This window comes from Micromonospora sp. CPCC 206060 (assembly GCF_036906895.1).
Lineage (GTDB): Bacteria > Actinomycetota > Actinomycetes > Mycobacteriales > Micromonosporaceae > Micromonospora.
On record NZ_JBAKHU010000023.1, the window covers coordinates 68,161 to 94,884 of the forward strand.

The 26,724-nt window shown below is 73.3% G+C and carries 30 protein-coding genes and 1 tRNA gene; 10 read left to right on the top strand and 21 right to left on the bottom strand.

Annotated elements, in window-relative coordinates; genetic code table 11:
* Positions 1-119: 119 nt before the first annotated feature.
* The 11 genes from V6U90_RS16630 to V6U90_RS16680 all read right to left on the bottom strand — a co-directional run bounded on the left by V6U90_RS16630 (position 120) and on the right by V6U90_RS16680 (position 8,557).
* A complete protein-coding gene (locus V6U90_RS16630) occupies positions 120-584 on the bottom strand; it encodes a bifunctional nuclease family protein (RefSeq protein WP_334436803.1) in 465 nt (154 codons plus the stop codon).
* Between the two features lie 176 nt (positions 585-760).
* The gene (ftsR, locus tag V6U90_RS16635) at positions 761-1,465 is read right to left on the bottom strand and encodes a transcriptional regulator FtsR (RefSeq protein WP_334436938.1); all 705 of its coding nucleotides are present in this window, start codon (positions 1,463-1,465) and stop codon (positions 761-763) included.
* A gap of 50 nt (positions 1,466-1,515) precedes the next feature.
* Positions 1,516-1,968, bottom strand: a complete 453-nt coding sequence (odhI, locus tag V6U90_RS16640) for an oxoglutarate dehydrogenase inhibitor Odhl (protein ID WP_208811214.1) — start codon at positions 1,966-1,968, stop codon at positions 1,516-1,518.
* A 211-nt stretch (positions 1,969-2,179) separates the two neighbouring features.
* Entirely contained in the window at positions 2,180-2,560 is a 381-nt protein-coding gene (gene gcvH, locus V6U90_RS16645) for a glycine cleavage system protein GcvH (protein WP_334436806.1), read from the bottom strand.
* A 67-nt stretch (positions 2,561-2,627) separates the two neighbouring features.
* On the bottom strand, positions 2,628-3,674 hold the full coding sequence (locus V6U90_RS16650; RefSeq protein ID WP_442933601.1) for a DUF881 domain-containing protein: 1,047 nt from the start codon (positions 3,672-3,674) through the stop codon (positions 2,628-2,630).
* Positions 3,675-3,856: 182 nt separating this feature from the next.
* Positions 3,857-4,189 carry a small basic family protein gene (locus tag V6U90_RS16655; protein WP_007071104.1) on the bottom strand — a complete coding sequence of 111 codons (333 nt, stop codon included), beginning with the start codon at positions 4,187-4,189 and terminating at the stop codon, positions 3,857-3,859.
* A complete protein-coding gene (locus V6U90_RS16660) occupies positions 4,186-5,148 on the bottom strand; it encodes a DUF881 domain-containing protein (RefSeq protein WP_334436878.1) in 963 nt (320 codons plus the stop codon). Before V6U90_RS16660 ends, V6U90_RS16655 begins: the two co-directional genes overlap by 4 nt.
* A complete protein-coding gene (locus V6U90_RS16665) occupies positions 5,145-5,780 on the bottom strand; it encodes a CDP-alcohol phosphatidyltransferase family protein (RefSeq protein ID WP_334436881.1) in 636 nt (211 codons plus the stop codon). The genes V6U90_RS16660 and V6U90_RS16665 overlap by 4 nt, the downstream gene beginning before the upstream one ends.
* 547 nt (positions 5,781-6,327) lie before the next feature.
* The gene (locus V6U90_RS16670) at positions 6,328-6,717 is read right to left on the bottom strand and encodes a DUF2267 domain-containing protein (protein ID WP_334436884.1); all 390 of its coding nucleotides are present in this window, start codon (positions 6,715-6,717) and stop codon (positions 6,328-6,330) included.
* A 113-nt stretch (positions 6,718-6,830) separates the two neighbouring features.
* Positions 6,831-7,298 (bottom strand): MarR family transcriptional regulator, encoded by a 468-nt coding sequence (locus V6U90_RS16675; RefSeq protein WP_334436887.1) that lies wholly within the window; start codon positions 7,296-7,298, stop codon positions 6,831-6,833.
* 20 nt (positions 7,299-7,318) lie between these two features.
* The gene (locus tag V6U90_RS16680) at positions 7,319-8,557 is read right to left on the bottom strand and encodes a PP2C family protein-serine/threonine phosphatase (protein WP_334436890.1); all 1,239 of its coding nucleotides are present in this window, start codon (positions 8,555-8,557) and stop codon (positions 7,319-7,321) included.
* A gap of 313 nt (positions 8,558-8,870) precedes the next feature.
* Between V6U90_RS16680 and V6U90_RS16685 the strand changes: the two genes are divergently transcribed.
* The 3 genes from V6U90_RS16685 (at position 8,871) to V6U90_RS16695 (ending at position 10,528) form a co-directional block, all read left to right on the top strand.
* Positions 8,871-9,749 (top strand): universal stress protein, encoded by an 879-nt coding sequence (locus V6U90_RS16685; protein WP_334436893.1) that lies wholly within the window; start codon positions 8,871-8,873, stop codon positions 9,747-9,749.
* A gap of 101 nt (positions 9,750-9,850) precedes the next feature.
* Positions 9,851-10,060, top strand: a complete 210-nt coding sequence (locus tag V6U90_RS16690) for a phosphatidylethanolamine-binding protein (protein WP_334436896.1) — start codon at positions 9,851-9,853, stop codon at positions 10,058-10,060.
* Positions 10,061-10,063: 3 nt separating this feature from the next.
* Positions 10,064-10,528 (top strand): hypothetical protein, encoded by a 465-nt coding sequence (locus V6U90_RS16695; protein ID WP_334436899.1) that lies wholly within the window; start codon positions 10,064-10,066, stop codon positions 10,526-10,528.
* A 6-nt stretch (positions 10,529-10,534) separates the two neighbouring features.
* Here V6U90_RS16695 and V6U90_RS16700 read toward each other — a convergent pair whose 3' ends face one another.
* Positions 10,535-10,735, bottom strand: coding sequence for a hypothetical protein (locus V6U90_RS16700; protein ID WP_334436901.1), 201 nt, complete (start codon positions 10,733-10,735; stop codon positions 10,535-10,537).
* Positions 10,736-10,866: 131 nt separating this feature from the next.
* On the opposite strand from V6U90_RS16700, the gene V6U90_RS16705 reads away from it, so the two are divergent.
* Entirely contained in the window at positions 10,867-11,520 is a 654-nt protein-coding gene (locus V6U90_RS16705; protein ID WP_334436904.1) for a hypothetical protein, read from the top strand.
* Positions 11,521-11,568: 48 nt separating this feature from the next.
* On the opposite strand, the gene V6U90_RS16710 is transcribed toward V6U90_RS16705, so the two are convergent.
* Both V6U90_RS16710 and V6U90_RS16715 read right to left on the bottom strand, forming a co-directional pair.
* A complete protein-coding gene (locus V6U90_RS16710) occupies positions 11,569-11,760 on the bottom strand; it encodes a hypothetical protein (RefSeq protein WP_442933599.1) in 192 nt (63 codons plus the stop codon).
* 65 nt (positions 11,761-11,825) lie between these two features.
* On the bottom strand, positions 11,826-13,127 hold the full coding sequence (locus tag V6U90_RS16715) for a hemolysin family protein (RefSeq protein ID WP_334436907.1): 1,302 nt from the start codon (positions 13,125-13,127) through the stop codon (positions 11,826-11,828).
* 84 nt (positions 13,128-13,211) lie between these two features.
* Between V6U90_RS16715 and V6U90_RS16720 the strand changes: the two genes are divergently transcribed.
* A complete protein-coding gene (locus V6U90_RS16720) occupies positions 13,212-14,345 on the top strand; it encodes an SRPBCC domain-containing protein (RefSeq protein ID WP_334436909.1) in 1,134 nt (377 codons plus the stop codon).
* Positions 14,346-14,405: 60 nt separating this feature from the next.
* On the opposite strand, the gene V6U90_RS16725 is transcribed toward V6U90_RS16720, so the two are convergent.
* From V6U90_RS16725 to fdh, 7 genes are all read right to left on the bottom strand, one after another.
* Positions 14,406-14,603 (bottom strand): hypothetical protein, encoded by a 198-nt coding sequence (locus V6U90_RS16725; protein ID WP_334436912.1) that lies wholly within the window; start codon positions 14,601-14,603, stop codon positions 14,406-14,408.
* A gap of 97 nt (positions 14,604-14,700) precedes the next feature.
* On the bottom strand, positions 14,701-16,473 hold the full coding sequence (selB, locus tag V6U90_RS16730; RefSeq protein ID WP_334436915.1) for a selenocysteine-specific translation elongation factor: 1,773 nt from the start codon (positions 16,471-16,473) through the stop codon (positions 14,701-14,703).
* A 1-nt stretch (position 16,474) separates the two neighbouring features.
* Complete coding sequence (gene selA / locus V6U90_RS16735) at positions 16,475-17,785, bottom strand: L-seryl-tRNA(Sec) selenium transferase (RefSeq protein WP_334436917.1); 1,311 nt, start codon at positions 17,783-17,785, stop codon at positions 16,475-16,477.
* A gap of 150 nt (positions 17,786-17,935) precedes the next feature.
* Positions 17,936-18,033: transfer RNA gene (locus V6U90_RS16740), tRNA-Sec, on the bottom strand.
* A gap of 48 nt (positions 18,034-18,081) precedes the next feature.
* Positions 18,082-19,056 (bottom strand): NrfD/PsrC family molybdoenzyme membrane anchor subunit, encoded by a 975-nt coding sequence (gene nrfD, locus V6U90_RS16745; RefSeq protein ID WP_334436942.1) that lies wholly within the window; start codon positions 19,054-19,056, stop codon positions 18,082-18,084.
* 113 nt (positions 19,057-19,169) lie between these two features.
* On the bottom strand, positions 19,170-20,114 hold the full coding sequence (locus tag V6U90_RS16750; RefSeq protein WP_334436920.1) for a 4Fe-4S dicluster domain-containing protein: 945 nt from the start codon (positions 20,112-20,114) through the stop codon (positions 19,170-19,172).
* Positions 20,107-23,385: a formate dehydrogenase gene (fdh, locus tag V6U90_RS16755; RefSeq protein WP_334436922.1), complete on the bottom strand. Its 3,279-nt coding sequence runs from the start codon at positions 23,383-23,385 to the stop codon at positions 20,107-20,109. Before fdh ends, V6U90_RS16750 begins: the two co-directional genes overlap by 8 nt.
* A gap of 175 nt (positions 23,386-23,560) precedes the next feature.
* On the opposite strand from fdh, the gene V6U90_RS16760 reads away from it, so the two are divergent.
* From V6U90_RS16760 to V6U90_RS16780, 5 genes are all read left to right on the top strand, one after another.
* Complete coding sequence (locus V6U90_RS16760) at positions 23,561-24,673, top strand: molybdopterin-dependent oxidoreductase (protein ID WP_334436925.1); 1,113 nt, start codon at positions 23,561-23,563, stop codon at positions 24,671-24,673.
* Positions 24,670-25,071: a hypothetical protein gene (locus V6U90_RS16765; RefSeq protein ID WP_334436928.1), complete on the top strand. Its 402-nt coding sequence runs from the start codon at positions 24,670-24,672 to the stop codon at positions 25,069-25,071. The genes V6U90_RS16760 and V6U90_RS16765 overlap by 4 nt, the downstream gene beginning before the upstream one ends.
* 62 nt (positions 25,072-25,133) lie before the next feature.
* A complete protein-coding gene (locus V6U90_RS16770; RefSeq protein ID WP_334436930.1) occupies positions 25,134-25,799 on the top strand; it encodes a S1 family peptidase in 666 nt (221 codons plus the stop codon).
* 61 nt (positions 25,800-25,860) lie between these two features.
* Positions 25,861-26,181: a PadR family transcriptional regulator gene (locus V6U90_RS16775; protein WP_334436932.1), complete on the top strand. Its 321-nt coding sequence runs from the start codon at positions 25,861-25,863 to the stop codon at positions 26,179-26,181.
* Positions 26,178-26,525 carry a hypothetical protein gene (locus V6U90_RS16780; RefSeq protein WP_334436934.1) on the top strand — a complete coding sequence of 116 codons (348 nt, stop codon included), beginning with the start codon at positions 26,178-26,180 and terminating at the stop codon, positions 26,523-26,525. Before V6U90_RS16775 ends, V6U90_RS16780 begins: the two co-directional genes overlap by 4 nt.
* The last annotated feature ends 199 nt before the right edge of the window (positions 26,526-26,724 follow it).

Below are 26,724 nucleotides of genomic sequence, written 5' to 3' on the forward strand. Positions count from 1 at the left end.
TAACCCCGGGATGGGTGGCAAGCTGGGAGGAAGCCTCGCGACACGCCGCAGCATCACACGGACACCCGCAGGAAGTCACGGACGGTAACCGCAGATGCGAAGCGCCCCACCGAGGGGCGTCAGCCGGCGAAGTCCTCCGGCCGCACCTGCTCCAGGAACTCCCGGAACTTCTCCACCTCGTCCTCCTGCTCGTCAGGAATGACGATGCCGGCCTCGGTGAGCACCTGCTCGGCACAACGGATCGGCGCACCCACCCGCAGCGCCAGCGCGATCGAATCACTCGGCCGGGCGGAGATCCGCAGCCCGTCACCGATCAACAGATCGGCGTAGAACACGTTCTCCTTCAACTCGGTGATCTCCACCGCCCGCAACGGCGCCTGCAACGCCGCCAGGATGTCCCGCAACAGGTCGTGGGTCAGTGGCCGCGCCGGCTTGACACCCTGCTGCTCATAGGCGATCGCCGTGGCCTCCACCGCACCGATCCAGATCGGCAGGTAGCGGTCGCCCTCGACCTCCCGCAACAGGACGATCGGCTGATTGCTCGGCAGCTCCACCCGAACCCCGACCACGCTCAGCTCGCGCACCGCCGCCTCCGTGTCGTTGTCTTCTCCGCCGCACCGCGCCCTTCCCTGCACGGTACACGGGCCGCGAGACAGTCGTCCCACACGCGTCGGCCCGCCGGCCATGCCGGGAAGGGTCTCCCCCTCAGAAGCGTACGGCACACATCCGGGGGACGATCTCTCTGCCGGGGCCGGCCGCCTCAGCGGCCCAGCGCCGACCGCAGACCCACCCGGATGAGCGCCGCGTGCAACTGCTGTGACAACGCGGCCAACTCCCGGCCGGTCTCCGCCGCCCGGGCCCGCGCCGCCGGATCGTTCTGCCGGGCCAGCGGGGCGATCAGCTGAGCGAAGAGCCCGACCTCCCGGTCGGCCGCCGTCCGGTAGCCCCGCAGGTGCCTCGGCTCCAGACCGTACGCCGCCAACCCGGCCACCGCCTGCGCGATGATCAACGCGTCACTGTCGTACCAGCCGGGTGGGCTGGACACCAGGATGCCCAGCCGCTCCAACTCGCCCAACGTCGACTCGTCGATCCCACTCCGCGCCACCAGATCGGCCCGGCCCAGCCGGACCTCCGTCGACTCGACCGACGACTCCGCCGGGGCACGACCCGGAACCTCACCGCCCGGACCCACCGCCACCAGCGCCGGCCGCTGCCGACCCGGCGCACCACCGGTCGCATCCAGCTCGGCCAGCTGATCCCGGATCACCCGCAACGGAAGATAGTGGTCACGCTGTGCGGTCAACACGAACCGCAGGCGCGCCACATCCTCCCAGCTGTACTTCCGGTAACCAGCCGGGGTCCGCTGCGGCTCCACCAGCCCTTCGGCCTCAAGGAACCGCAACTTCGAGATGGTGGTGTCCGGGAACTCCACCCGCAGCTGCGCCAGCACCTCGCCGATACTCATCAGCGGCTGGGCCCGGGCGGCCACGGGCGGCGTCGCCGCCGCAGGCTCGTTCACCCCCGGCCGGCCTCCTCCTCGGGGCGCGGACCGGCGATGAAGACCACTCGGAACTTGCCGATCTGGACCTCGTCACCGTTGCTCAGCGTCGCCGCCTCGACCCGCTCCCGGTTGACATACGTACCGTTCAGGCTACCCACGTCCCGAACGGTGAACGTCCCACCGTCACGGTGGAACTCGGCGTGCCGCCGGGACACCGTCACGTCGTCGAGGAAGATGTCACTGTCGGGGTGCCGGCCACTGGTGGTCACATCGTGGTCGAGCAGGAACCGGGCACCGGCGTTCGGACCACGGCGCACCACCAGCAGCGCCATGCCCGGCGGCAACGAACCGGACATCCGGCTCGGCACCACATCGGCATCCGGCCCTTCCAGCACTTCTTCGAGCGAACCGAGATTGAGCGTCGATGTGACGTCGAGTGGGGGGAACTCGTCGTCTGGCCGCGTCATTGGACCACCTCACGGATCTGTTCGGTCGGCGTCGGGTAGTGGCGGGTCTGGCCGCCGGGCGTTCTCACCCCCGGCGGCTGGCTCCCCGTACCCTTACGGGCATTTCCGCAACGCGCGACTATTGGTTCTCGGTCGACTGGGCGAGCCTAGCCAGCGCCGAAATGGAGGGCAACCGGACGCGCGGAAAGAATCCGGCTTCCGGAATCCGCGCTCAGCTTTCGGTGAGTCCCCGGTAGGCGTCCGCAGTGAGCAGAGCGTCCACCGCAGCCGGGTCGGCCGGCGTCAACTCCACCAGCCAACCCGACCCGTACGGATCGGTGTTGATGCTCTCGGGAGCATCGGCGAGCTGGTCGTTCCGCGCCGACACGGTACCGCTCAACGGCGCGTAGATCTCCGAGACGCTCTTGGTCGACTCGACCTCGCCCATGGAATCCCCGGCCACCACCTCGGCGCCGACCTCGGGCAGCTGGACGTAGACGATGTCGCCCAGGGCGTCCTGCGCGAATTGGGTGATGCCCACGCGCACGTTTCCACTGCCGTCGACCGCCACCCACTCGTGCTCGGCGGTGTATCGCAGATCCTCAGGAATCACCAGTCGCGTCCTTCGTCATCGCACTGACCGTCCGTGCGCCGATCCTCCACCGGCGCGTCCCGGACGGTCAGGAGACCGGCCGGGCGTGTTTCAACTCGGTCAGAGCGTGCACCGCCGAAACCTCAGCCGTCTCACGCTCCTCGACGATCACGTTACCGCCGTCGCCGTTGACCGACGCCACCACCCCGCCAGGTATGTTCAGCGCGGTCCTCATGGTCGCCGGATCACCGATCACCGTGATCGTGAACGGACCGGTGAGCCGCCGCCCGTCGACGATGATCCCGTTCTCGTCCCGGGGCGGGTCGAGAAAGTACGTCGACGCGATGATCCGCACCGAGGCACGGTCACCGCCGGAGATCTGCATCGCCTCCGCACCGGCACCGCGCAGCTCCTGCACCGCGTCCAGCAGGGTGGCCGCCCCGACGGCCCGCTTACCACCGGTGAAACGCACCTCCAGGCCCGGCCCGGTGGCCGGCAGGGTCCCGGCGAGGATGCCCATCTCGTCAGCCCGACGGGTGGCCTCCTCCAGGGCCGCCTTACGCCCCTCGGCGCCCGAGTTGAGCTGACGCTGGCTCTCCTCCAGCGCGCGGATGTCCTGCCGCAGCCGCTCCTCCTGCGACTCGAGGTCGGACAGGATCCGGACCAGGTCCTCCTGCCGGGTCGCGGCCAGCGTCGGATCGGTCGAGGTGGTCTTGAGCTGCACCACCAACGTGAATCCGAGCAACGCCAGCAGGACCGCGATCATCACGGTGGCCGAACTGACCCGACGGGACGGCGGAGCCGCCGCGACGGAGCCGGATCCACCGGCCGACGACGCCGCACCGGGACCCACGGCAGGATCGTCCCCAGCCGGAACGGCAGGATCGTCCCCAGCCGGAACAGCAGGATCATCCGCGGCCGGAACGGCAGGACCTACCGGCCCCGGCTCGGCCGGAACGCCCGGTCGGCGGGCGACCGGGACAGCCGGTCCCGCATCGACCGGGGCCGGCCCAACCGGATGGACAACGGGATAGGCGGACAGATCCACGGTGGTCCCCGGATCGTCGTCCGGTTCCGGACGACCGGGCTGCGGTGCCGGACCAGGCTGCCCGGGCGCCGCAACGGGCGGGGTCACCTGGCCCGACCCCGGCTCCAGCGGAACCTCCACCGTCGGCTCGTCACCGGCCGGTACCACGGGCGGGGCCGGCTGCGCCGGCACCCCGGCACTCCCGCGACCGTCGGGCACACCAGCCGGGCCCGACGGGTGCGGCCAGCCGCCACCCGTCTCGGTCTGCTTGTCAGTCATCGCCCGCCAACCTACGCCCGGAACAGGTGCCGACGGATCGCGGCCACATTGCCGAAGATACGCACGCCGAGTACCACCACCACACCGGTGGAGAGCTGGCCACCCACCCCGAGTTGGTCACCGAGGTAGACGATGAGCCCGGCCACCAGCACGTTCGAGATGAACGAGACGACGAACTGCTTGTCGTCGAAGATCCGGTCCAGTTTCGCCCGTACCCCGCCGAAGACCGCGTCCAGAGCGGCCACGACGGCGATCGGCAGGTACGGCTGGAGCGCGGCGGGCACCGTGGGGTCGAGGTAGACCCCGAGCACGACACCCGCGAGCAACGCGAGCACGGCGATCATCGGTTACCTCCAGAAGGGCGGGTTACGTCCGGCGTACCGGTCGGCGACGCGGCGGGGGCACTGCTGCCGGGAGCGCTGCTGCCGGGCGCCGAGATGGTCGGGGTGACCACCGGCCGCGCATAGCGCAACTGCGGCCCGCTGGCAGCCGGCAGGGTGAGATCATCGGCGCCACGCACCGCGAAGGACAGGCCGTGCTCATCGGCGACATTCCGCATCAACCGGGCAGCAAGGCTGTCGTTGAACCGGTCCTCCAGCTCGTCCGGCCCGATCGCCGACACCTCGTACGGGCCGGTCACCGGGCGGTAGTCCACCAGGATCGCCCCACCGGCGGCGCGGATCGTCGAGGTCGCGGTCAGCCGCTGGCCGTTGATCGCGATCGCCTCCGCACCGGCACTCCACAACCCGTTCGCGATCTTCTGCAGGTCGCTGTCGAGGACCCGACCCAGGTTGGTGCCACCCTGGCCGGTGACCGCGTCGGCCTTGGACGGGGCGTCGGCCACCCGCACCACCACACCGTCCCCCCGGACCCGGACCAGCCCGGTGGCCGCCTCCAGGTCCCGCAACCGGGCGGCGGCGCTGCCGGTCAGCGCGGCGTCCCGCTGCCGGGCCACCTCGCCGCGCAACGCGTCGGCCCGGCGGGCCAACTCGCTGGTCTCGCCCTCCCGCTGCTTGATCTGCTCGACCAGGCCGGCGCGGGCCCGGCTGCGCCCCGGCTCCTCGGCAACCGTCTGCCGGTACGCGACGGCGAACAGGAAACCGAGCACGAGGAGGGTGACCACGGTCACCGCGCGCACCGCGCCCCGCTGCCATCCGGTCGGCCCCCCGGCCTGCTGGCGACGGGCCGCCGCCGCGGCGTAGCCGGGATCGAGCGGGTTGCGGAACAGCTCGGTGAGGAAGTCGGGGGTGTAGGTACGCGCCGGGCGCTGGCCACCGGTCGGGCCACCGGTGGACCCGGTCATGCCGCCGCCCGGCGTGCGGCCCGGACGAGCTGACCAGCCTGGATCACGTAGAACGCCCCGGCGACCCAGTAGAGGACCAGACCCCACCAGGCCAGCCCCCAGCCGGTGGCCCCGGCGACCGCCGAGGCGGCCGGCACCGCCTTCGCGAGCAGCAGCAACGGGAAGGCCGCGAGCAGGACGAAGGTGGCGGTCTTGCCCACGTAGTGCACCGGCGGTGGACCGTAGCCGTGCCGGCGCAGCACCAGCAGCGAGCCGAACAGCAGCAGCTCCCGGCCGAGCAGCGCGGCGGTGAACTGCCAGGGCACCACGTCCCGGGCGGTGAAGGCGACCAGGGTGGCGAGGATGTAGAGCCGGTCGGCGAGCGGGTCGAGCAGTTCACCCAGCCGGCTGACCTGGCGGAGCCGGCGGGCGATCCAGCCGTCGACCCAGTCGCTGGTGCCGCCGACCGCGAGCACCACGATCGCCGCCACGTCGGCCCGTGACACAAGGAAGAGGTAGAGGAAGAGCGGCACGCCCAGCAGGCGCGCGAAGCTGATCAGGTTGGGCAGGGTGAGGACCCGGTCGGTTCCGGACGCGACGGCGGTATCCCCGCCTGGCCCGGTCTGGGTCGCCCGCGTCGACCGACGCGACACGGAACCTCCCTCCGCGTACGCGCCACGGCCCGACCGGCCCAGAGGGCCGCGGACCCGGACAGGTCGTACGCGCTGCCGACCGGCTGTCGCCGGATCATCGTCCACTGGGTTCCAGAGGACCACCACCTACACGCGACCGCCACCGGTGCCTCCGGGCTGCCGGCGGCGCGTCGCGTGGCCACTATATCCGGGCGCGCCCGGCCTCCTGCCGGTGCCGCTGCCCCAACATCATTCTCGTCAGACCGCACACCACGCCTAGAGCATCCTAGGAGGCTAGCCTCTGTGACCGTGCCGATGGCCGGCCCCGGCACCGTCAGTCGCTGAGCACGGGACGGTGGCGGGGCCGGCACCGTCAGTCGCTGAGCACGGGACGGTGGCGGGGCCGGCACCGTCAGTCGCTGAGCACGGGACGGTGGCGGGGCCGGCACCGTCAGTCGCTGAGCACGGGACGGTGGCGGGGCCGGCACCGTCAGTCGCTGAGCACGGGACGGTGGCGGGGCCGGCACCGTCAGTCGCTGAGGACGGGACGGTGGCGGGGCCGGCACCGTCAGTCGCTGAGGACGGGACGGCCGAAGAGCACCGCGAAGCCGGAGGGGAGCTGGGTGAGGACGTCGTTCAGCTCTCCGCCGGAGACTGCCTCGGCCACGGTGCTGAGTACGGCGCTGGCGTCCCACTCGGCGGTCCGTTCGGTCGCCCCGACACCGCTGGCGACCCGCCCCAGGAACTCCCGTACCCCGAACGCCACCGCGCCGCCGGAACGGGCGGTCAGCCAGGCACCGGCGGGCAACGGCAGCTGGGCGGCGAGATCCTCGGCCTCGTCGGGGCTCAGCCGCTGGGCCAGCACCCCCAGCACCTGCTGGATGACCCGTTCCGTCTCGGCCCGGTCGGGGTATTCGCCCCGCTCCCGCACCCGGGCCACGAACTCGTCGTACCGCATGCTCGGGCTCCCTCCGCTCGGCGCGCCGGCAGGCAGCCGACGGCACCGCGCGGTTACCCGGGTCGGTGGTGAAGATGCGCCGCAGCCGCGCCCGCGTCCCCCGGCGGGCCCGGTCAGGCGGTACGCGCGTCGGACGGGCTGTCGGCGGCGGTGGAGAGTTGCGCGGCCTGACTGAACGCCAGCAGGGACAGCAGCAGCTCGTGCTGGGCGCGGGCGGGCATCCGTTCCAGCACGGTCTGCACCGCCTGGTGCCGGCACTGTTTCAGCTCGGCCAGCAGGGTCCGTGCCGAGGTGGTGAGCATCAGGTGGACCTCCCGCCGGTCGCGGGGATCGGCCACCCGGCGCAGTAGGCCGGTGGCTTCCAGCCGGTCACAGAGCCGACTGGCCGAGGAGGGGACCACGTTGAGCAGTTCGGCGAGGCCGTTGACGTTGGTGCCGGGCCGGGTGCTGATCAGGGAGAGCACCCGGAGCTGGGTGGGCGACACCGAGGATGCGTGCCGCGCGCCCGCCGTGTCGAGCACACCGATCAGCGCCTCGGCGGCGGCTTCGATCGCCGCGGCCAGATTCGGAGGTCGCTCCACCCGGTGTCCTCTGTGGTCGTTCAGTTCGTGCGTCCGCCGCCGGCACGGCCGGCCGACCGCCCACCGTCCCCGATGGATCGGCTGGTCTCCGGGTTACCGTCCCTGCCGCCACCGAACCAGTCGAGGCAGACCACCACCGCGTCGTCGCGCAGATCGACACGGTCATGGTAGGCATGCAGCTCGCGTATCACCGTACCAACCGCCTCGGTAGCGGGCTGAAGGCATGCGGCCCGCATCGCCCGGGCCATGGCCCGTCGGCCGTACGGCTCGCGGCCACCCGGTTCGGCCGAGTACACCCCGTCGCTGACCACGAAGAGCCGGTCCCCCGGTTGCAGCAGCAGCTCCTGCACCTCGTACCGGGTCTCGGCGAACATGCCCAGCGGTAGCTGCTGCTCCAACCGCAGTGGCCGGACCGAGGTGCCCCGGAGCAGCACCGCCCGGGGTGATCCCGCGTCGACGGCACCGAGCCGCCCGGTGCGCACGTCCAGCTCCAGCAGCAGGGTCGCCACGTGCCGGCGACCCCGGTACTGGGAGTAGATCGTGTCCGAGGCCAGCTCGGCCTGCTCGACCAGCCCACCACCGGAGCGGCGGGCGTTGCGCATCGCGTTGACCGCCACCGAGGTCAACAGGGACGCGGCGAGTCCCGTTCCGTCGCCGTTGAGCACGGTCACGCAGAGGTCGTCGCCGTTGATCGCCCAGTCGAAGTGGTCCCCGCCGACGGTGTACGCCGGTTCGAGTTGCCCGGCGAGCCGGTACGCCTCGTGCGCGGCGCTGCGCCCGGGCAGTAGGTCCCACTGCATCTCGGCGGCCATGCTCAGCCGCTCCCGGCGGCGGGCCCGCCGGTACCGGTCGGTGTCCCGGTCCGCCGCGCGCAGTGCGGTGGCCAGATCACCGGCGAGTTCCTGGGCCCGCCGGACCACCTCGGGCGAGGGAGCGGTGGCGAAGTCGACCACCAGGACCCCGAGCCGTTCGCCCCAGGCGGTCAGGGGCAGGTAGAGCAGGCAGCTATCGTCATCGCCGTGGGCCAGCACCTCCCGTTGGGCGCCGTAGCAGCGGTGGGCCGCGTCGACCGGCGCGTCGTCATCTGGCGCTGCGGGCCGGCGCACCGGCCAGAGTCCCGTGCTGCGGTAGTCGGCGAGCAGGACCTCCGCCCCCCGCGCGTCGAGCAGGACGCGTACCGTCCGGTCGGCGGCCTCCACCAGCATGTCCGGCGGGGCCTCCCGGAGCGCGCGCGAGAGCACGCCGGCGGCGTCCGACATCAGCTTCCTCCACTGCAATATTTGCTATAGGGCAAGCATCATACGGTCGCCGGGAATGCCCCCGGCAGACCGGTCGCCGTAGTGGAACCTCAGTCGTCGGCCCGGTCGTCACCCGCCGGAGAAGCCGGCGGGGCGGCGCGACGTCCGCCGGGTACACACGGGGCCCTCACCCATCGTGGCCAACGCCGACGGACAACCGGCCGGGCCGGTGCCGGCGACAGCGTACCCAGCACAGGTAGCGGTGCGATACCGCCCCGCGACCCTGCGCAGTATGGCGATACTGGGCCGGAGCTGACAAAACGGAGGTACAGCCGTGGATACGACGAAAGCCGCAGTCGTGGTCGGGATCGACGGCTCCGAACCAGGCCTACGGGCGGTCCGGCTGGCCGCCGCCGAGGCGACCCGGCAGCACCGCCCCCTGCGGGTGGTGCACGCCTTCGTGTGGCCGCTGCTGCGGGTCCCGGTGGGACCACCCAAGGGTGGACCACCCGGATCCGGGCTGCGTCACCAGGCCGAACGGATGCTCGCCGAAGCGGTCGCGGTAGCCGAGGCGGCGGCACCGGGAATCACGGTCACCGGCGAGATCGTCGACGGTGAGGCCGCCGCCGTGCTGCTCGGCCAGAGCACCCGGGCCGCCCTGATCGTGATCGGTGACCGGGGACTGGGCGGCTTCGCCTCACTGCTGCTCGGCTCGGTGGCGGTGCAGGTCAGCGCGTACGCCGCCGGTCCGGTGCTGGTGGCCCGGGGGGCCGAACGGTCCGACGGGCCGGTGGTGGTCGGCGTGGACGGCTCGCCCCGGTCGAGCGCGGCGGTGGCGTTCGCCGCCGACCAGGCCATCCGGCGCGGCACGGAACTGGTGGCCCTGCACGCCTGGCGGCACCCGGCATCCGAGGGGCCCGGCGACATGCAGCCGCTGATCTACGACGAGCGGGAGGTCAGCGACGAGGAGCGCCGCGTGCTGGCCGAGTCGACCGCCGGGCTCGACGAACGGTACCCGGGGCTGACCGTGACCCGACGCGTCGTCCGGGGACGGGCCGGGCGGGCCCTGGTGGAGGAGTCCCGCCGGGCGCAACTGGTCGTGGTCGGTGCACGGGGCCTCGGCGGGTTCGCCGCGCTGGTGCTCGGTTCGGTCAGTCACACCGTGCTGCACCACAGCGCCTGCCCGGTGGCGGTGCTCCGGCACGAAGAGTGAACCAATGGGCATGACCGGGACCGGGACGGGTAGACCCGGCGGGCACGCCAACACCCAACGCTGCGGGTACGCCAACCGCACCGCAGAGAGGGAGGCAGGTCATGCCAGGACCACGGCCGGGCAGTCGCGCGTACGACACCCAGCGCGCACACCTGCGGAAACTGGTCGAGAACTCCGGACGGGCCGCCGACGACGAAGCCAACGCGGTCGCCAACCGGCTGCTCCAGGAGAACTCCGGACAGCGCGGCGTCCTGCGTGGTGAACGGGGACTCGGCCCCAAGGGGGAACGCGCACCCGGCGAACGGCGCTGACCGGTGCGACGCGACGACCTGGTCGACGGCGCGGTGGCCGGCGCGGTGGGCAGCACCGTGCTCAACGCACTGACCTTCGCCGACATGGCGGTACGCGCGCGACCGGCGAGCGGTACACCGGAGGAGACGGTCCGCCGACTGGCTGACGCCACACACGTGGACCTGGGGCCTGAGGACCGGGCGGCGAACCGCCGCTCGGGCCTCGGGCCGTTGCTGGGCTACATGATCGGGGTGGGGGCCGGAGCGGCCTTCGCGGTGCTCGTCGGGAACCGGCGGGTGCCGCTGACGTTCGCCACCGTCGCCCTCGGCGCCGGCGTGATGGCCGCGTCCAGCGGGTCGATGACCGTGCTGGGCGTGACCGATCCCCGACGCTGGAGCCGCACCGACTGGCTGTCGGACATCGTGCCCCACCTGGCGTACGGGTACGCAGCCGCCGCCACCTGGCGTCGGCTGCGTACCCGTGGTTGACCGTGGTCAGCCGGACTCGCGCTCCTCGGCGTCCTCCGCGACCGGCTGGGCCGCCGGGCCGTACGGCGAGACCTGACCCCGGGGTACCGGCCGACCCCGCTCCGGCCGTGACGAGCGCGGGTGCCCGGACTCGCCGGGTCCCTTGCTGTCCTGCACCAGCGGGTTCCTGCCGTTACGCCGCATCTCGGTCTGCTGCACGTTCGTCATCGCCGTCTCCTTCCGGTTCGGGCCGCGCGCGTGCCTCGCGCACGCCTACCGGTTACCCGCCCCCGCCGGCCCCATGCCGGGCCCACCCGGTCGGCACGGCTAGCTGACCCGAAGCGGGGTATGCAGGCCAGATGGGCGACGACCGCGCGCTGGTGCACACCCTGCTGCAACGGCAGGGCCGCACGTACGCCGAGGAGGCCGGCATCCCGCTGGCCGACCGGCCCGCGCCGCTGTACCAACTCCTGGTGCTGGCGACCCTGCTCAGCACCCGGATCCGGGCCCGGGTGGCGGTGGCCGCCGCCCGGGAACTCTTCCGGGCCGGCTTCCGTACCCCGCAGCGGATGGAGGCGGCGAGCTGGCAGGACCGGGTGGACGCGCTGGGGCGCGGCCACTACCGCCGGTACGACGAACGGACCGCCACCATGCTCGGTGCCGGCGCCCGACTCTGCCAGGAACACTGGCGGGGCGATCTGCGGCGGATGCACGCCGAGGCGGACGGCGATCCGGCCGGACTCCGCCGGTCGCTGACCGAGTTCCCGGGCATCGGGCCGACCGGAGCGGACATCTTCCTGCGCGAGGCGCAGCAGGTCTGGCCCGACCTGCGGCCCTTCACCGACCGGCGGATGCTCGCCGGGGCCCGTCGGCTGGGCCTGCCGACCGAATCGGCGGCACTGGCCCGGCTGGTACCCGGTACCGACTTCGCCCGGTTCGCCGCGGCGCTGATCCGGGTGGCGCTCGGCGAGGAGTCCGCCGGGGAGCTGGGCCGCCTGGCCGGGAGCCACTGACGACCGGACGGGGTACCGGGCCGCCCGGTCGGCGAGACTGCCGAGCCGTCAGCTGACCGGTTTGCCGCCGCCACCGGGCCGGGTCAGGTACCAGACGGCGAGCGCCGCACCGGCGGCGAGCAGCAGCACGGCGTTGGTCACCCGACGCCCGTCGGCCGGCGCGCTGCCACCGGTGCCGAAGTAGAGCACCGCCAGACCGGCGAGCACCGCCAGCACCGTGCGTAGACCTCGGTTACTCACGTCCGCCACGCTATCGACGGCCCGCGCGTCGAGGGCCCGGTCGCCGCAGGATCCCCCGTCCGAGGTCACCCGGCGTCCTCGGATCCCCTGTCCGGGTGGACGCGGGTCACCCGCAGCCGTACCTGCCGGATCGCGTGCCCCTCCACCCGGACCACCTCGGCGCTGAACTCCGGCAACTGCACCCGCTCCCCCGGACCGGTCGGCAGGTGCCCCAGCCGGGCGAGCAGCAGTCCGGCGACGGTGGTGTACTCCCGGGGCAGCGGAAAGCCCAGCTCAACGCCGATGTCCGCCAGGTCGTGCAGCGGGAACCCGCCCGGCACCAGCAGTGACCCGTCCTCGGCCCGGACCACCTGGCGGACGTCCCGGTCGGTCTCGTCGTACAACTCGCCGACCACCTCCTCCAGCAGGTCCTCCATGGTGACCAGCCCCGCGGTGGAGCCCCGCTCGTCGACCACCAGAGCCAACTGCTCGTGCCGTTGGCGCAGCTCCCGGATCGCCTCGGCCACCCGCAGCGTCTCGGGCAGGAACACCGCCGGACGGACCCGGTCGGCGACCGCCTGCCCTCCCGCCCCGACCAGGTCCCGGATGTGCACCATCCCGAGGATGTCGTCCAACCCGGCCGGCCCGATCACCGGTGCCCGGGAGCGCCCGGTGCCGGCGAGCCGCCGGACCGCCTCGTCGGTGGACAACCGCGCGGGCAGGGTGGTCACCCCGTACCGGGGAACCAGGATCTCCCGCAGCGTACGGTCGGCTATCTCGAACGCACCGCTGACGATCTCCCGCTGCTGCGGCGAGAGGTTGCGCTGGCTGGTCAGCAGCTCCCGCAGTTCCTCCTCGCTGGCCTCCTCCCGGGAGGCCTGCGGGTTGCCCCCGACCAGCCGGACGACCGCGTCGGTAGCCACGCTGAGCAGCCACACGGCCGGTCGGGCCAGCCGGGCCAGCAGTTCCAGGGGACGCACGGCGAGCAGCCCCCACCGTTCGGCCCGCTGCATCGCCAGCCGCTTCGGTGCCAGCTCACCGAGGACCAGGGTGATGAAGGTGAGCACCACGGTGACCCCGATGACCGCCACCGGCCCGGCGGCCGCGCCGAGGAAACCGAGCAGGCCGACCAACGGCTCGGCCAGGGACACCGCAGCCGCCGCCGAGGCCAGGAAGCCGGCCAGGGTGATGCCGAGCTGGATGGTGGCCAGGAACCGGTTCGGGTCACGGGCCAACCGGGCCAGCGCCCGCCCGGCCGGTGACCGCTGCGCCAGCCGACGCAACTGCCCCTCACGCAGGGAGACCAGCGCCATCTCGGTACCGGACAGGGCGGCGTTGACCGCGACGAGGAACAGCACCAGCGCGAGCTGTGCACCGTAGCCGCCCACACCCGTCCTCCTCCGCCACCTCCCTCCCGACACTTAACCCCAGCCCGGGGTGGCAGCGGGGCCGGATGGCCGTAAAGTCGCGCCGTGACCGAAATCCGGACCGCGATCGACTTCCGCCACCCGCCGGACCGGGTGTGGCAGGCGCTGACCGACCGACGGTTGCTCGCCCAGTGGTTCGTCGAGGCGGAGCTGCTGCCCGACGAGACCACCGACGGCGACCGCACGCCGACCGGGGGCGGTACCGCCACACCGGGGTTGCCGGCCGGTACCGCAGCGGCAGCCGGCGGCACACTGCTGCTGCACACCGCCGACCTGCCCGGTTTCGCCGGACCGGCCCGGGTCCAGGTGATCGGGTGCCGCGAACCCCGATCCCTGGTGCTGCGCTGGACCGAACCGGAGCGGAGCGGACTGGTGGAGTGCACCCTGGACACCACCAGCAACGGCTGCCGGGTCGCGCTGCGGGAGACCCTGGAGTCCGGCGGCTGGACCCCGGCGTACCGGCGGCAACGCCAGGAGAGCTACCAGCAGGTGCTGACCAACCGGCTGCCGGCGGTGCTGGACTGGTTGGCCTTCCGCGAGGTCGATCTCGAACCACCAGCGACCGCCGGTACCACCCCGGTCGCCCCGAGCGGCCCGGTGACCCCACCGTGGCGCCGTCCCGCGCTCGTCGCGGTCACCGCCGGGGTGCTGGTGGCCGGCGCCGGTGGCCTGTGGCTGACCGGCCAGGGCGGGCAGCCGGCCGACGCCGGAAGCAGCTCCCCCACCAGTCCGGTCGGGGAGCCGACAGGGCCGGACGGGGCGCCGAGCCGGGCCCTGACCCCGGCCGCGAGAGCCACCACCCGGCCCGGCCCGACCCGGACCGCCACCGACCGGCCCACCCCGCGCGCCGCCCGGACCACCGGCGGCGCACCGACGGCGGGTGATTTCACCGCCCGGTACACCACGGTGGACACCCAGGCCCTCGGCTTCACCGGCCAGGTCGTGCTCGACAACGACGGGCCGGGCACCGCACGGGACTGGACGGTCACCATCACCCTGGGCGCGCTCGGCAGGGTCACCGGGGTGTCCGGGGCCGAGTTCGCACAGCAGGGCCGGACGGTCACCTTCACCGGCGCGGCGGTGCCCCGGGGCCGCTCGCGGACCTTCCAGTTCGAGGTCACCGGCATCGACCGGACCACGAGCTGCACCGTCGACAGCACGCCCTGCGTGATGGCCTGACCGGCGACGGACGGCACGGCGACGGCGGGAACCGATGACGGCCCCGCCGGGCCGGCCCGGCTAGACCTTCTCCAGGTCGTCCAGCCCGATGTTGTGCGTCATCAGCCAGCGGGCCAGCGCGGACATGCCGAACAACCACAGCGGCGCCGACTCGGCGGTGCCGTTGGTGGCGTAGACGGCGAACCGCAGGTCCGGTGCCCGGTACGCCTCGATCCGCCACTTGTGGTTGCCGTCCCGCCAGACCGCCGCAGGGTCCATGCCCCGACGGTAGACCCGGCCGGGGTGGCGGGGGCCGGAATCCGGCTCACCGGATCGGGCCCGGTGCACCGGCTGCCGGACCCGCCCGCACCGGAGGTCAACGCGGATCCGTCCCGGCCGGCAGCACGACCCGGGCGTCGTCCGGCAACCGGCGGGTCGCCCCCTGCCGGTCCAGCAGTTCCAGCAACGGCACCGCCACCCGGCGGGTGGTGTCCAGCGCCTGCCGGGCGGTACTCAGGGTGAACGGCTGGGGCAGCCCGGCCAGTACCCGGACCGCCTGGTCCACCGCCTCGGGCAGCAGCACCACCTGCTCCGCCAGCCGCAGCAGGGCACCGGCCCGGACCGCCGCGCCGATCTCCCGTGGCCCCAGCCCCAGCGCGGTCAGCCGCTCGGCCTCCGGCGCCCGGAACGGCCGGCCGGCGAACTCGACGCGGATCCGGTCCACCGCCCGGGCCACCGGCTCCGGCAGTGTCGAGGCCGGTGTGGCGGCCACCCGACCACCGCGCAGCACGAGCGGGGGTACCACCAGCGCCGCCACCAGCGCCCGGTCCGGCAGTCCGAGCGCCTGGGCGAGTACGCCCACCGGCGCACCGGGGTCCAGCGGGTGCGCCGCGGCGTACCGGCGTACCTCCTCGGGCAGTCGCCGCCCGAGATCCCGCCAGTACCCCGGGTCGGCGTACCAGTCCCCGGCCACCGGGTCGCCGGTGACCGGCACTCCCATCCGCGCCAGGTCGCCCCGGCGCACGAGGTGCCGGCGGAGCAGTTCGCCGGGCAGATCGGGGCGTCCGTCCAGCCCGGCCAGGACACCGGCCCGGGTCGCCGCCGCGCCCCGGCGGGTCAGCGGCGGCGGGGCCACGTCCAGTACGGTCACCCCGCCGTTGACCTGCCGGCGTCCCGGGTCCCGCAGCAGCGCGCGGTCCCCGATGCGCAGCGGCAGCGGCCGGGCCAGGCGCAGCCGGACCGTGTCGGCGCCGAGCGGGCGTACCCGTACCGGCACGGCCGCCGCACCGACGTGCAGGACCAGCTCGGCCGGCAGGTCGGCGACCGGGTCCCCGGTGAGCCGGACGTCGAGCAGGTCGGTGTGCCGGAACCGGTCGGGGGTGAGCAGGGCGTCGCCCCGGGCCAGCCGGTCCCGGGGCACCCCGCGCAGGTTCACCGCCACCCGGGCGACCGCCGTCACCTCGTCCCGGGCGGTACCGAGGCTGTGCAGTCCCCGGATCCGCACCCGCTCCCCACTGCCGCCGAGTTCCAACTCGTCACCGGTGCGCAGCCGCCCGGCGCCGAGGGTGCCGGTGACCACGGTGCCGCTGCCCCGGATGGTGAACGCCCGGTCCACCCAGAGCCGGACCGGGTCGGCCGTGGCCGGGGCGGGCAGCCGCGCGGCGAGCCGGTCCAGGGCGGCCCGCAGCCCGGGCAGGCCGGCACCGGTGGTACCGCTGACCACCACCGCCTCGACCGGGCCGAGCGAGGTGCCGGCGATCTCGGCCCGGGCCCGGGCCAGCGCCGGATCCGGGTCGGCGAGGTCGGCGCGGGTCACCGCGAGCAGCCCGTGCCGGACCCCGAGCGCGTCGAGGGCGGCGAGGTGCTCGGCGGACTGCGGCATCCAGCCACCGTCGGCGGCGACCACGACCAGGGCGGCCGGTACCGGGCCCACGCCGGCGAGCATGTTCGGCACGAAACGCTCGTGTCCGGGTACGTCCACGAACGCGCTGACCGTGCCGGAGGGCAGGGTGGTCCAGGCGAAGCCGAGGTCGATGGTCATGCCCCGGCGGCGTTCCTCGGCCCAGCGGTCCGGTTCCATCCCGGTCAGCGCCCGGACCAGGGTGGACTTGCCGTGGTCGACGTGCCCGGCGGTGGCCACGACGAACACGTCAGTCCCCTGTCGGCAGGCTCAGCAGTGCCGCCCGCAGCAGGTCGTCGTGCTCCGGTGGGACGCAGCGCAGGTCGAGCAGCAGCCGGCCGCGCAGCACCCGGCCGAGCACCGGCGGGTCGCCCAGGCGCAGCGGTCCGGCGTACTCCTCGGGCAGGGCGAGCGCCCAGGAGTCCAGCTCGATCCCGGGTGCCCCGCCGCCGCCGACCACGGCGACCGACGGCACCACCTCGGCCTTGCGGCCGGCTCCGCCGAGCGCGTCCCGTAGCCGTTCGGTGCGGTCCCGCAGCGCGGCGGGGGATGCGTGCAGGGCGGCGCGGACCGGTGTGACCGGTTCGCGCAGGGTCGCGGCGAGGGCGGCCAGGGTGAGCTTGTCCACCCGCAGTGCCCGGGCCAGGGGATGCCGGCGCAGCCGGTCGACCAGGTCGGCGCGGCCGAGCAGCAGCCCGGCCTGCGGACCGCCGAGAAGCTTGTCGCCGCTGGCGGTGACCAGGGCCGCCCCGGCCCGCAGGGTGGTTGCCGCGTCCGGTTCGTCGGGCAGCAGCGGATCGGGCGCGAGCAGGCCCGAGCCGATGTCGGCCACCACCGGTACGTCGAGGGTGGCCAGCGCGGTCACCGGTACGGCGGCGGTGAACCCGGTGACCACGAAGTTGGAGGGGTGCACCTTGAGCACGAATCCGGTGGCCGGGCCGATCGCGGCGGCGTAGTCGGCGAGGCTGGTCCGGTTGGTGGTGCCCACCTCGCGCAGGCGCGCCCCGGTGCTCTCCAGCAGGTCCGGTAGGCGGAATCCGTCGCCGATCTCGACCAGTTCGCCCCGGCTGACCACGATTTCCCGGCCGGCGGCGAGAGCGGTGGCCGCGAGCACCAGCGCGGCGGCCCCGTTGTTGACCACGTGCACCGCCTCCGCGTCCGGGGTGGCGGCGGCGAGCGCGTCGATGGTGTCCCGGCCGCGCCGGGCCCGCCGACCGGTGGCCAGGTCGAGTTCCACGTCGGTGTGGCCGGCGGCGGTGACCAGGGCGTCGACGGCAGCGGCGCTCAGGGGTGCCCGACCGAGGTTGGTGTGCAGGATGACGCCGGTGGCGTTGAGTACCGGCCGCCCGGGCGGGTACCCGCCCGGCAACGCGGCGACGGCGGCGTCGGCGACCTGGTCGGGGCGCAGTTCCCCGCGCCGGGCCCGCTGCTGGGCGGTGGTGACGGCGGCCTTGACCCGGGACCGGCCGTGCCGGTGGACGGCGGCGCTCAGTCGCGGGTCGGCGAGCAGCACGTCGGTACGGGGGATGCGTCGCCGGGGGTCGTCCGGCCCGTCGCCCATAGTCCGTCCTTCCGGGCCGCCATCCTGCTGAATCCGGAGCATATCCAGCCTCGCTGCGGGCGAACGCCCGCACTGTCATGATCGTCTGCGGTTCAGCGGGGACTGACCCGGCGTGTCGTACCGCTGAGCGACAGACGATCATGCGAAGCGTGGGACGGAGACGGACGGGAATCGAACCCGCCTGGCCCGGATCCCGGACCACACCGGTGTTGAAGACCGGGAGGGGCACCAGCCGCCTGAACGCCTCCACGGGCAGCTAACCACAGGTGATCGACTGCCGGCCGCGTGGGGTTGGCTCAGTCGCCGGGCAGGTCGCGCTCCCGGACCGGCTCCACCGCCTCGGCCCGGGCGGCCAGTCGCTGCCGCTGCGGCACCACCGTGTACTTCGGGTCCCGTGCCGAGGCGACCCCGCCGTGGAAGATGCCGAACCGGGTGGCCGCCGAGGCAGCCAGCAGCGCCGCGCCGGAGAGCGCGGAGACCACCCGGCTACGCCGGCCGAGCAGTGCCCCGGCCACCCCGAGCGCGGTCAGCGCCCGCCCGGCGCGCAACAGCCGCCCGGCCCGCCCGGTCCGGTACGGCTCGCTGAGCAGGCCGAGCCGGTGTTCGATGCGGTGCGCGCCGGCCAGTTCCAGGGCAGCGCCGGCCACCGCCAGCCGCCGCGCCGGACCGGTCTCGGCCAGCGGCGCGGCGAGCAGACCGGCGCCGGCCGCGCTGGCCAGTGCGCTGCCGCCGAAAACGAACGGCAGTTCCGGGTACGCCTCGTGCCAGGACGGTACGGCTGTGTCGGCGAGGAGCACCGCCGTGTAGGTGGCCAGGGCCGGGGCGATCACGGCGGCGGCCCCACCGGCGATGTCCCCGGTGCGGGGCAGCAGGCGGCGGGCCAGTCCGGGCAGCCCGTGCCGGGGCAGCAGCGGGGCGGCCTCGGCGACCGCGGCGAGCCCGGCGGCCGGTCCGAAGGCGGCGAGAATCCAGGTGCCCATCGACATCGGGGAGGTCGGCTTGGCCACCCGCAGCATGTGGTGGAACCGTTCCGGCCGGCCCAGGTCGTTGATCAGGAAGTAGGTGCTGGCGCCGAGCGCGCCGAGCGAGGTGAGCCGGGCGGCGCGGCGCAGCCCGGGGCGGCCGGTCACACTCGCGCCGGCACCGAGCAGCGAACTGCCGGCGGCCAGCCCGCCGGTGAAAAGGTACGCGGCGATGTCCCAACGCCAGACCGGTACCTTGACAACGGGCCGGCCGTAGTAGCTGGTGAACTCGGCCACCGGGACGTTCAGCGGCTCGCCCCGGCCACCGCCCCGACTGCCGCCCCGGCCATCGTCACGTTTGCCGCCCCGGCCACCGCCACCGGTGCCGTCCGGATGCCCGAGCCGGCCCGGTGCCCGGGGGTTCACCGCCGGCCCCCGACGAAGGCGGTGACGGCGGCAGCGGCGACCGCGAGGGCGGCGAGCCCGGCACGGCGCCACATGGCCGGCAGGTCCCGGGTGGTGACCACCGGATCCGGGGGCAGGCCGTACACCTCGGGGGAGTCGAGGAGCAGGAAGAAGGCGCCGTCCCCGCCGACACCGTCATCGGGATCGTGGCCGTAGAGCCGGGCCTCGGTGACCCCCCGTTCGTGCAGGGTGGCCACCCGCGCGGCGGCCCGTTCGCGCAGCTCGTCGAGGGGGCCGTACTGGATCGACTCGGTGGGGCAGGCCTGGGCGCAGGCCGGGGTCATCCCGGCGCCGATCCGGTCGTAGCAGAGCGTGCACTTCCACGCCCGGCCGTCACCGGCGCGCTGGTCGATGACGCCGTACGGGCAGGCGGGGATGCAGTACCCACAGCCGTTGCAGATGTCCTCCTGCACCACCACGGTGCCGAACTCGGTGCGGAACAGCGAACCGGTCGGGCAGACGTCCAGGCAGGCGGCGTGGGTGCAGTGCTTGCAGACGTCCGACATCATCAGCCAGCGGAAGTCGGTCCGCTCGGCGGTGCTGCTACGGCCCGGTGGTTCGGTGCCGGGCATACCGAGGAACTGCGGCCCGGGAGCCGGCGGCGACCCGGCTGCCGGCTCGGGCCCGACCGGCCGGGCCTGCGGCACCGTGGCCGGCTGCTCGACGAAGGCCACATGCCGCCACGCGTTGGCGGTCAGCGCCCCGGTGTTGTCGTACGACATGCCGAGCAGGTCGAAACCGGAGTCGGGGACGTCGTTCCACTCCTTGCAGGCCACCTCGCACGCCTTGCAGCCGATGCAGACGCTGGTGTCGGTGAAGAACCCCATCCGGGGCGGGGCGTCCGGGTACCCGGCGTCCGGGGCCGGATCGAGTGGGCCGTACAGGCTGTTGGCACTAACCATGGTCGCGGGCCTCCCGGTCGCCGCCGGCATCGGTGGTCAGGATAGGCGTACCCGCTCCCCCGGTCAGACCGGCCCGCCGCCGGTACGCCGCCACCAACTCCAGCAGCGCCGGCCCGGTGGGTCGCCGGCCGGGCCGGACGTCGCAGGTGCCGACCTTGCTCTCCTGGATCAGCACGTTCGGGTCCAGGGTGATGCCGAACAGGTCGTTGGCCGAGTCGCCGGTGACCAGCCCCTCGGTGCCGAAGTGGTACGGCAGCCAGAGCTGGTGGATCGCCCGGCCCTCCACCCGCAGCGGGGTGAGCCGCTCGGTGACCAGCACCTTCGCCTCGATCACCGCGCGGGCGCTGACCAGGTGCGCCCAGCCCAGGTGGGTCAGGCCGACCAGCCCGGCCAGTTCCGGGGAGACCTCGACGAACATCTCCGGTTGCAGCTCGGCCAGGTGCCGCACGTTGCGGCTCATCGCCCCGGCGGTGTGGTGCTCGGTGAGCCGGCTGACCGTGAAGACGTACGGGAAGACGTCGCTGTGCGCCTGCGGCGGACTCGGGTTTATCGGGTTCACCGGGTGCGGGTAGACCTTGCGGGTCGGGTTGGCCTGCTGCCCGTAGAGCGGGTTGCGCACCGGCGACTCGGCGGGCTCGTAGTGGGTCGGCAGCGGCCCGTCGAGCACCCCGGTGGGCGCGTAGAGCCAGCCCTTCCCGTCGCCCTGCATGATGAACGGGTCGTCGCCGGCGATCCCGGCCACCCCGCTGGCCCCCTCCGGTGGCCGGTACGTCGGGGGTTTGGTCCGCTCGAAGTCCGGCACGTCGTAGCCGGTCCACTCGGCCCGCTCCGGGTCCCACCAGACGTAGCGTTTCCGCTCGCTCCACGGTCGGCCGTCCGGGTCGGCCGAGGCGCGGTTGTAGAGGGTACGGCGGTTCGCCGGCCAGGCCCAGCCCCACTCGGCGGCCACCCAGTCCTGCTCGTGCCGGGGTTTGCGCCGGGCGGCCTGGTTGACGCCGTCGGCGTACACGCCGCTGTAGATCCAGCAGCCGATGGCGGTGGAGCCGTCGTCGCGGGCCTCGACGAAGCTGGACAGCGGGCGGCCGGTGCGGGTGTCGTACCCGTTGATCTCGCGCAGCACCGCCTCGGCGCTCGGCTCGTCGTACGGGCCGTCCGTGGGGTAGTCCCAGGTCAGGTCAAGCAGGGCCCGGTCCCGGGGCTCGGTCGAACCGGCCAGCTTCTGCCGCAACACCCGCCCGAGGTGGTAGAAGAACCACAGCTCGGAACGGCAGTCGCCCGGCGGGTCGACGGCCTTCTCCCGCCACTGTAGGAGCCGCTGGGTCTGGGTGAAGGTGCCCTCCTTCTCCACGTGCGAGGCGGCGGGCAGGAAGAACACCTCGGTCCGGCACTCCTCGGGCACGATCTCCCCGGTGGCCACCTCGGGGCTGTTCTGCCAGAAGGTGGCGCTCTCGATCAGGAAGAGGTCCCGGACCACCAGCCAGTCCAGGTTGGCCATGCCGAGGCGCTGGGCCCGGCCGTGCGCCGAGCCCACCGCCGGGTTCTGACCGAGCAGGAGGTAGCCCTTGATCTTCCCGTCGATCATGTTGAGCACCTGCTGGTAGGTGCCGTGATCGCCGGTCATCCGGGGCAGGTAGCCGTAGCAGAAGTCGTTCTCCGGGTTGGCCGCGTCCCCCCAGTACGCCTTGAGCAGGCTGGCGGCGTACGCCGGGGCGTTGCCCCAGAAGCCCTTCTGCCCGGGGTAGCGGATCCGGTCGACCCAGGCGTCGAAGGTCGGGTGATCGGCGTGGTGCGGCATCGGCAGGTAGCCGGGGAGCAGGTTGAACAGCGTCGGGATGTCGGTCGAGCCCTGGATGCTGGCGTGTCCGCGCAGCGCCATGACACCCCCGCCGGGGCGGCCAATGTTGCCCAGCAGGAGCTGGATGATCGCGCCGGTACGGATGTACTGCACGCCGACGCTGTGTTGGGTCCAGCCGACCGAGTAGACCAGGGCGCCGGTCCGCTCCCGACCGGAGTTCTCCGTCCAGGCGTGGGCCAGCTCCAGGAACTGCTCCTGGCTGATGCCGCAGACCCGTTCCACCATCTCCGGGGTGTAGCGGGCGAAGTGCCGGCGCAGGATCTGGTAGACGCAGCGCGGGTGTTGCAGGGTCTCGTCCCAGCGGCTCGGCCCGCCGGCCCGGGCGCCGTGCGACTCGTGCTCCAACCCGGCGGCGCTGTCCCGCTCCTTCGCGGTGTGCCCGCTGCCGGCGCTGCCCTCGTGGCCGTTGTACTGCCAGCTGTCCTGCACGTAGCTGTTGGTGGCCGGGTCGTAGCCGGAGAAGAGGCCGTCCAGGTCGTCGGTGTCGGCGAAGTCCCGACTGACGATGGTGGCCGCGTTGGTGTACGCCAGTACGTACTCCCGGAAGTCCCGCCCGTTCTCCAGGATGTACCGCACCACCCCGCCGAGCAGCGCGATGTCGGTGCCGGCCCGGATCGGCAGGTACACGTCGGCCAGCGCGCTGGTCCGGGTGAACCGGGGATCCACGTGGAAGACCTTCGCCCCCCGCCGTTTGGCCTCCATGACCCACTGGAAGCCGACCGGGTGGGCCTCGGCCATGTTGGAACCCTGGATGATGATGACGTCAGCGTTGGCGAGGTTCTGCTGGAAGTCCGTCGCGCCACCGCGACCGAAGCTGGCCCCCAGACCGGGGACGGTGGCGGAGTGTCAAATCCGGGCCTGGTTCTCGATCTGGAGCGCCCCCATCGCGGTGAAGAGCTTCTTGATGAGGTAGTTCTCCTCGTTGTCCAGCGTCGCCCCGCCGAGGCTGGAGATGCCGAGGGTCCGGTTGAGCGGGCGCCCCTCGGCGTCGACGTCCTCCCAGGTCTCCGCGCGGGCGGCGAGGATCCGGTCGGCGATCATGTCGAGTGCGGTGGCGAGGTCGAGGTCCTCCCACTCGGTACCGTACGGCCGCCGGTAGCGGACCTTCTGCTGGCGCAGCTCGCTGGTGACCAGGTTCTTGCTGGCCGAGCCCTTCGGGCAGAGCCGGCCCCGGGAGATCGGGCTGTCCGGATCGCCCTCGATCTGGGTGATCCGGCCGTCGGAGACGTACACCCGCTGACCGCAGCCGACCGCGCAGTACGGACAGACCGAGCGGGCCACCCGGTCGGCCTGCTCGGTGCGCGGGGTCAGCGCCGCCGAGCGGGCCGACTTCGCCGCCGCGCCCCGGCCGAGCGGGTCGGTGCCGGTGAGCTGACGGTAGACCGGCCAGCCCTCGATGAAGGTGCGCAGGCCCATCGGCGGCACCTCCCGTCGTCGGACGACCAAGCTGACGCCTACGACCCTAGGTCACCGCGCCCGCACGCGCACCCAGAGGTAAGGAAGGGCCCCCGCTTATCGCTTTTGGTAGAGGAAGGGCCCCTTGTTAACACCCCCACCGGTTTCAACCGGACCCGGGTGGCAATACCGCCCCATGCGGTGGCGGCTGCCCGGAAAGGGGGATTCCGCTGCGGAGGCGCACGACGTACGGGTCTCCGCGCGGCTCGGACTGTGGTTGGGGGTGGCGTTCGGCCTCTGCTTCGCCACCGGACTGCTGTCCCACCTCGCCCAGCACGGCGCCTGGTGGCCGTCCCGGCCGGTGCAGCTCTACCGGATCACCCAGGGGGTACACGTCCTCGCCGGCATGGCTGCCGTACCACTGCTGCTGGCCAAGCTCTGGAGCGGCTGTCCGAAACTGTCCACCCCACCGGCGGGGCGGCGGCTGGGGTACGTCGCGGATCGGGTCGCGCTGTCCGTACTGGTCGCGGGAGCTGTCTTCACGCTGACGACCGGGCTGTTCGGCAGGGCCGGCTGGGCACCCTGGCCGTTCGCCACCGCACCGGCGCATCACGCGGCGGCGTGGCTCACGGTCGGCGCACTGACCATCCATCTCGGGGTGAGGGTGCCGCAGATCCGGGACGGACTGGCCATGCCGCTCGGTCCGCCGGCACCGGAGCGGGTCGGGTTGAGCCGCCGGGACGTGCTCGGCGGGGCGTACCTGTCGGCGACGGCCGTGGTACTCGCCACCGCCGGGTCCACCGTTCCGGCCCTGGACCGGCTGTCACCGCTGGGCCGGCGCGCCGACCGGGGTCCACAGGAGCTACGGGTGACCAGAACCGCCTCGGCCGCCCGGGTCGCCCGGGTGGGCCCGCAGTGGCGGCTGACCGTGCAGTGGCCGGGCGGGCGGCGTGAGCTGGACCTGGCCCGGCTGGCCGGGTTGCCGCAGCGCACCCTGCGGTTGCCGATCGTGTGCGTGCAGGGCTGGAGTGCGGACGCGGACTGGACCGGGGTGTTACTGGTCGACCTGCTGACGGCGGTGGGCGCGCCCGTCGGCCGGGTCACCGTCGAGTCTCTGGAGCCGGTCGGGGCGCACCGCAGCAGCGTGCTACCGGTGGGACGGGTACGGGACCGGTCGACCCTGCTCGCGCTGCGGATCAACGGGGCGGTCCTCGATCTGGACCACGGCTACCCGTGCCGGATCGTCTCGGCGGGCCGGACCGGGACCGGGCAGACCAAGTGGGTGACCGCGCTTCGGGTGGGCCCGTGAGGACCCGGGTGGCGCTGGTGCTGGCCGGGGTTGCGCTGCTCGGGTACGGCGTCCGGCTGCTGGCCGGGGCCGCCCGGACGCCGGGACAGTCCGTGGCCCTCGGCGCCTGGCTGCTGGCCGGGCTCCTGCCCCTGATCCTGGTCCTCCCACTGGTCGGCGGGGTCGGGCTGCTGGTGGCGCGCACCCTGCCCCGACCGTTGCGCACGACCGCCGCAGTGGGCGTCGCGGTCAGCGGGGTCCTACTGCTGGTCGCGGTGCCGACGCTCACCGGCCCGACGGCCGGGGCCACCGGTGTGGAGTGGGGCGGATTGCTGGCCTTCCTGGGCGTCTTCTGGGGTCTGCTGCTCGGCGCCACCCTGTCCCGGATCGCCCGGGACCAACGCCGGGGCCGCTGGTGACCACAACGGTATGACCCAATCTCTATGAATGGACATCAATCGATATCAACTACGGTCGGGGCATGATCCGACGACTGCGCCCCCTGCTGGCCACGCTCTGCACCCTGGTCGCGGCGGTCCTGCTGCCCGCCGTCCCGGCCGCTGCCGCCGGGGACGTGCGCGGTGGCGATCTGTTCCGTACCGGCGCGGGGTACCGCTGCATGGTGTCGTTCAGCGTGGTCGGCCAGGTCACCCCGTTCAACGGATTCCTCACCGCCGGGCACTGCGGACAGGCCGGCGACGCCGTCTACACGCCGGGCGGCGAGCTGATGGGGTACTTCGCCGCCTCGTCGTTCCCCGGCAACGACTACGCGCTGGTACAGCTCAATCCGGGCTGGACGCCGCGGGGCGAGGTCCGCACCGGCGCCGGCACGGTCGCGGTGAAGGGCGCCACGTCGGCCGCGGTCGGGGCCAGCGTCTGCAAGTACGGCTCGACCACCGGCTGGCGCTGCGGCACCATCCAGGCCAAGAACATGACCGTCCACTACCCGGAGGGCGTGATCTACGGCCTGACCCGGACCAGCGTCTGCGCCGAGGCGGGGGACAGCGCCGCACCGTTCATGTCCGGCAATCAGGCCCAGGGCATTCTGGTCGGCAGTTCGGGCAACTGCTCCAGCGGCGGGACGAGCTATTTCCAGCCGGTCGGTGAGGCGCTCAGCGCGTACGGGGTCCGCCTGGTCACCGGCTGACCGGTCCACGGCCGGACCAGCCACTGGACAGACCTTAAACTACATAGGTAGATTGAGCGTCATGGAGCCACTGGCCCGGGTTGGCCGAGCCACCGTCGATGTCCTGGCGGTGCTGGTCGAGGAAGATCGCCCCCGCTGGGGGCTGGAAATCATCAAGCTGACCGGACGACCCACCGGCACGGTCTATCCCCTCCTGGACCGCCTGGAGCGGGCCGGTTGGGTCACCTCCCACTGGGACGAGGACAGCCACCGGCGAGGTCCACGACGACGGATGTACCGGCTGACCACGGACGGCGCGACCGAGGCCCGCCGGCTCTGCGCCCGCGCCGCCGCAGCCGATCGGGCGGCTACCCGCCCGGCGCGCCCCCGGGTAGCCGGGTGAGCCGCCCCGGGCTGGCGGCGGCGCTGCTCGTGGTGCGCTGCGCATCGGCCCTGCTCCCCGACCCCGACCTACGCGCCCGGCACCGGGAGGAGTGGCAGGCCGATGTACACGGCGCCCACGAACTCGGCCTCAATCCCCTGCACATCGCCTTCGGCACCTGCGGTGCCGCGGTGCGGATCGCCATCGTCTCTCGAAGGGAATCACCGACCATGCTGCCGATCGGCCCACTTGCCCTCGCACTGCACGTCATCCACGGCCAGCGCCCTCGTCGGCGCGTACTGGCGCTGGCCGCAGCCTCGACCGTCGCCCTACTCGGCGGAGTCGCCCTACTCCTCGCCGGATGAGGAGCACAACCACGGAACTGCCCTGAACTGCGTAACTGACCTGGACATGCCGTTGGCCGGGTCCCCGTGTCGGGGACCCGGCCAACGCTCTGCCACCTGTCAGGTTCAGCTGTTGTTCCAGTGCTCGGCGACCAGGTCAGCAGCCAGCTTCTCCCACTGCGCATAATGATCCGGGAACGCCGACACCTGCACCTTCTGC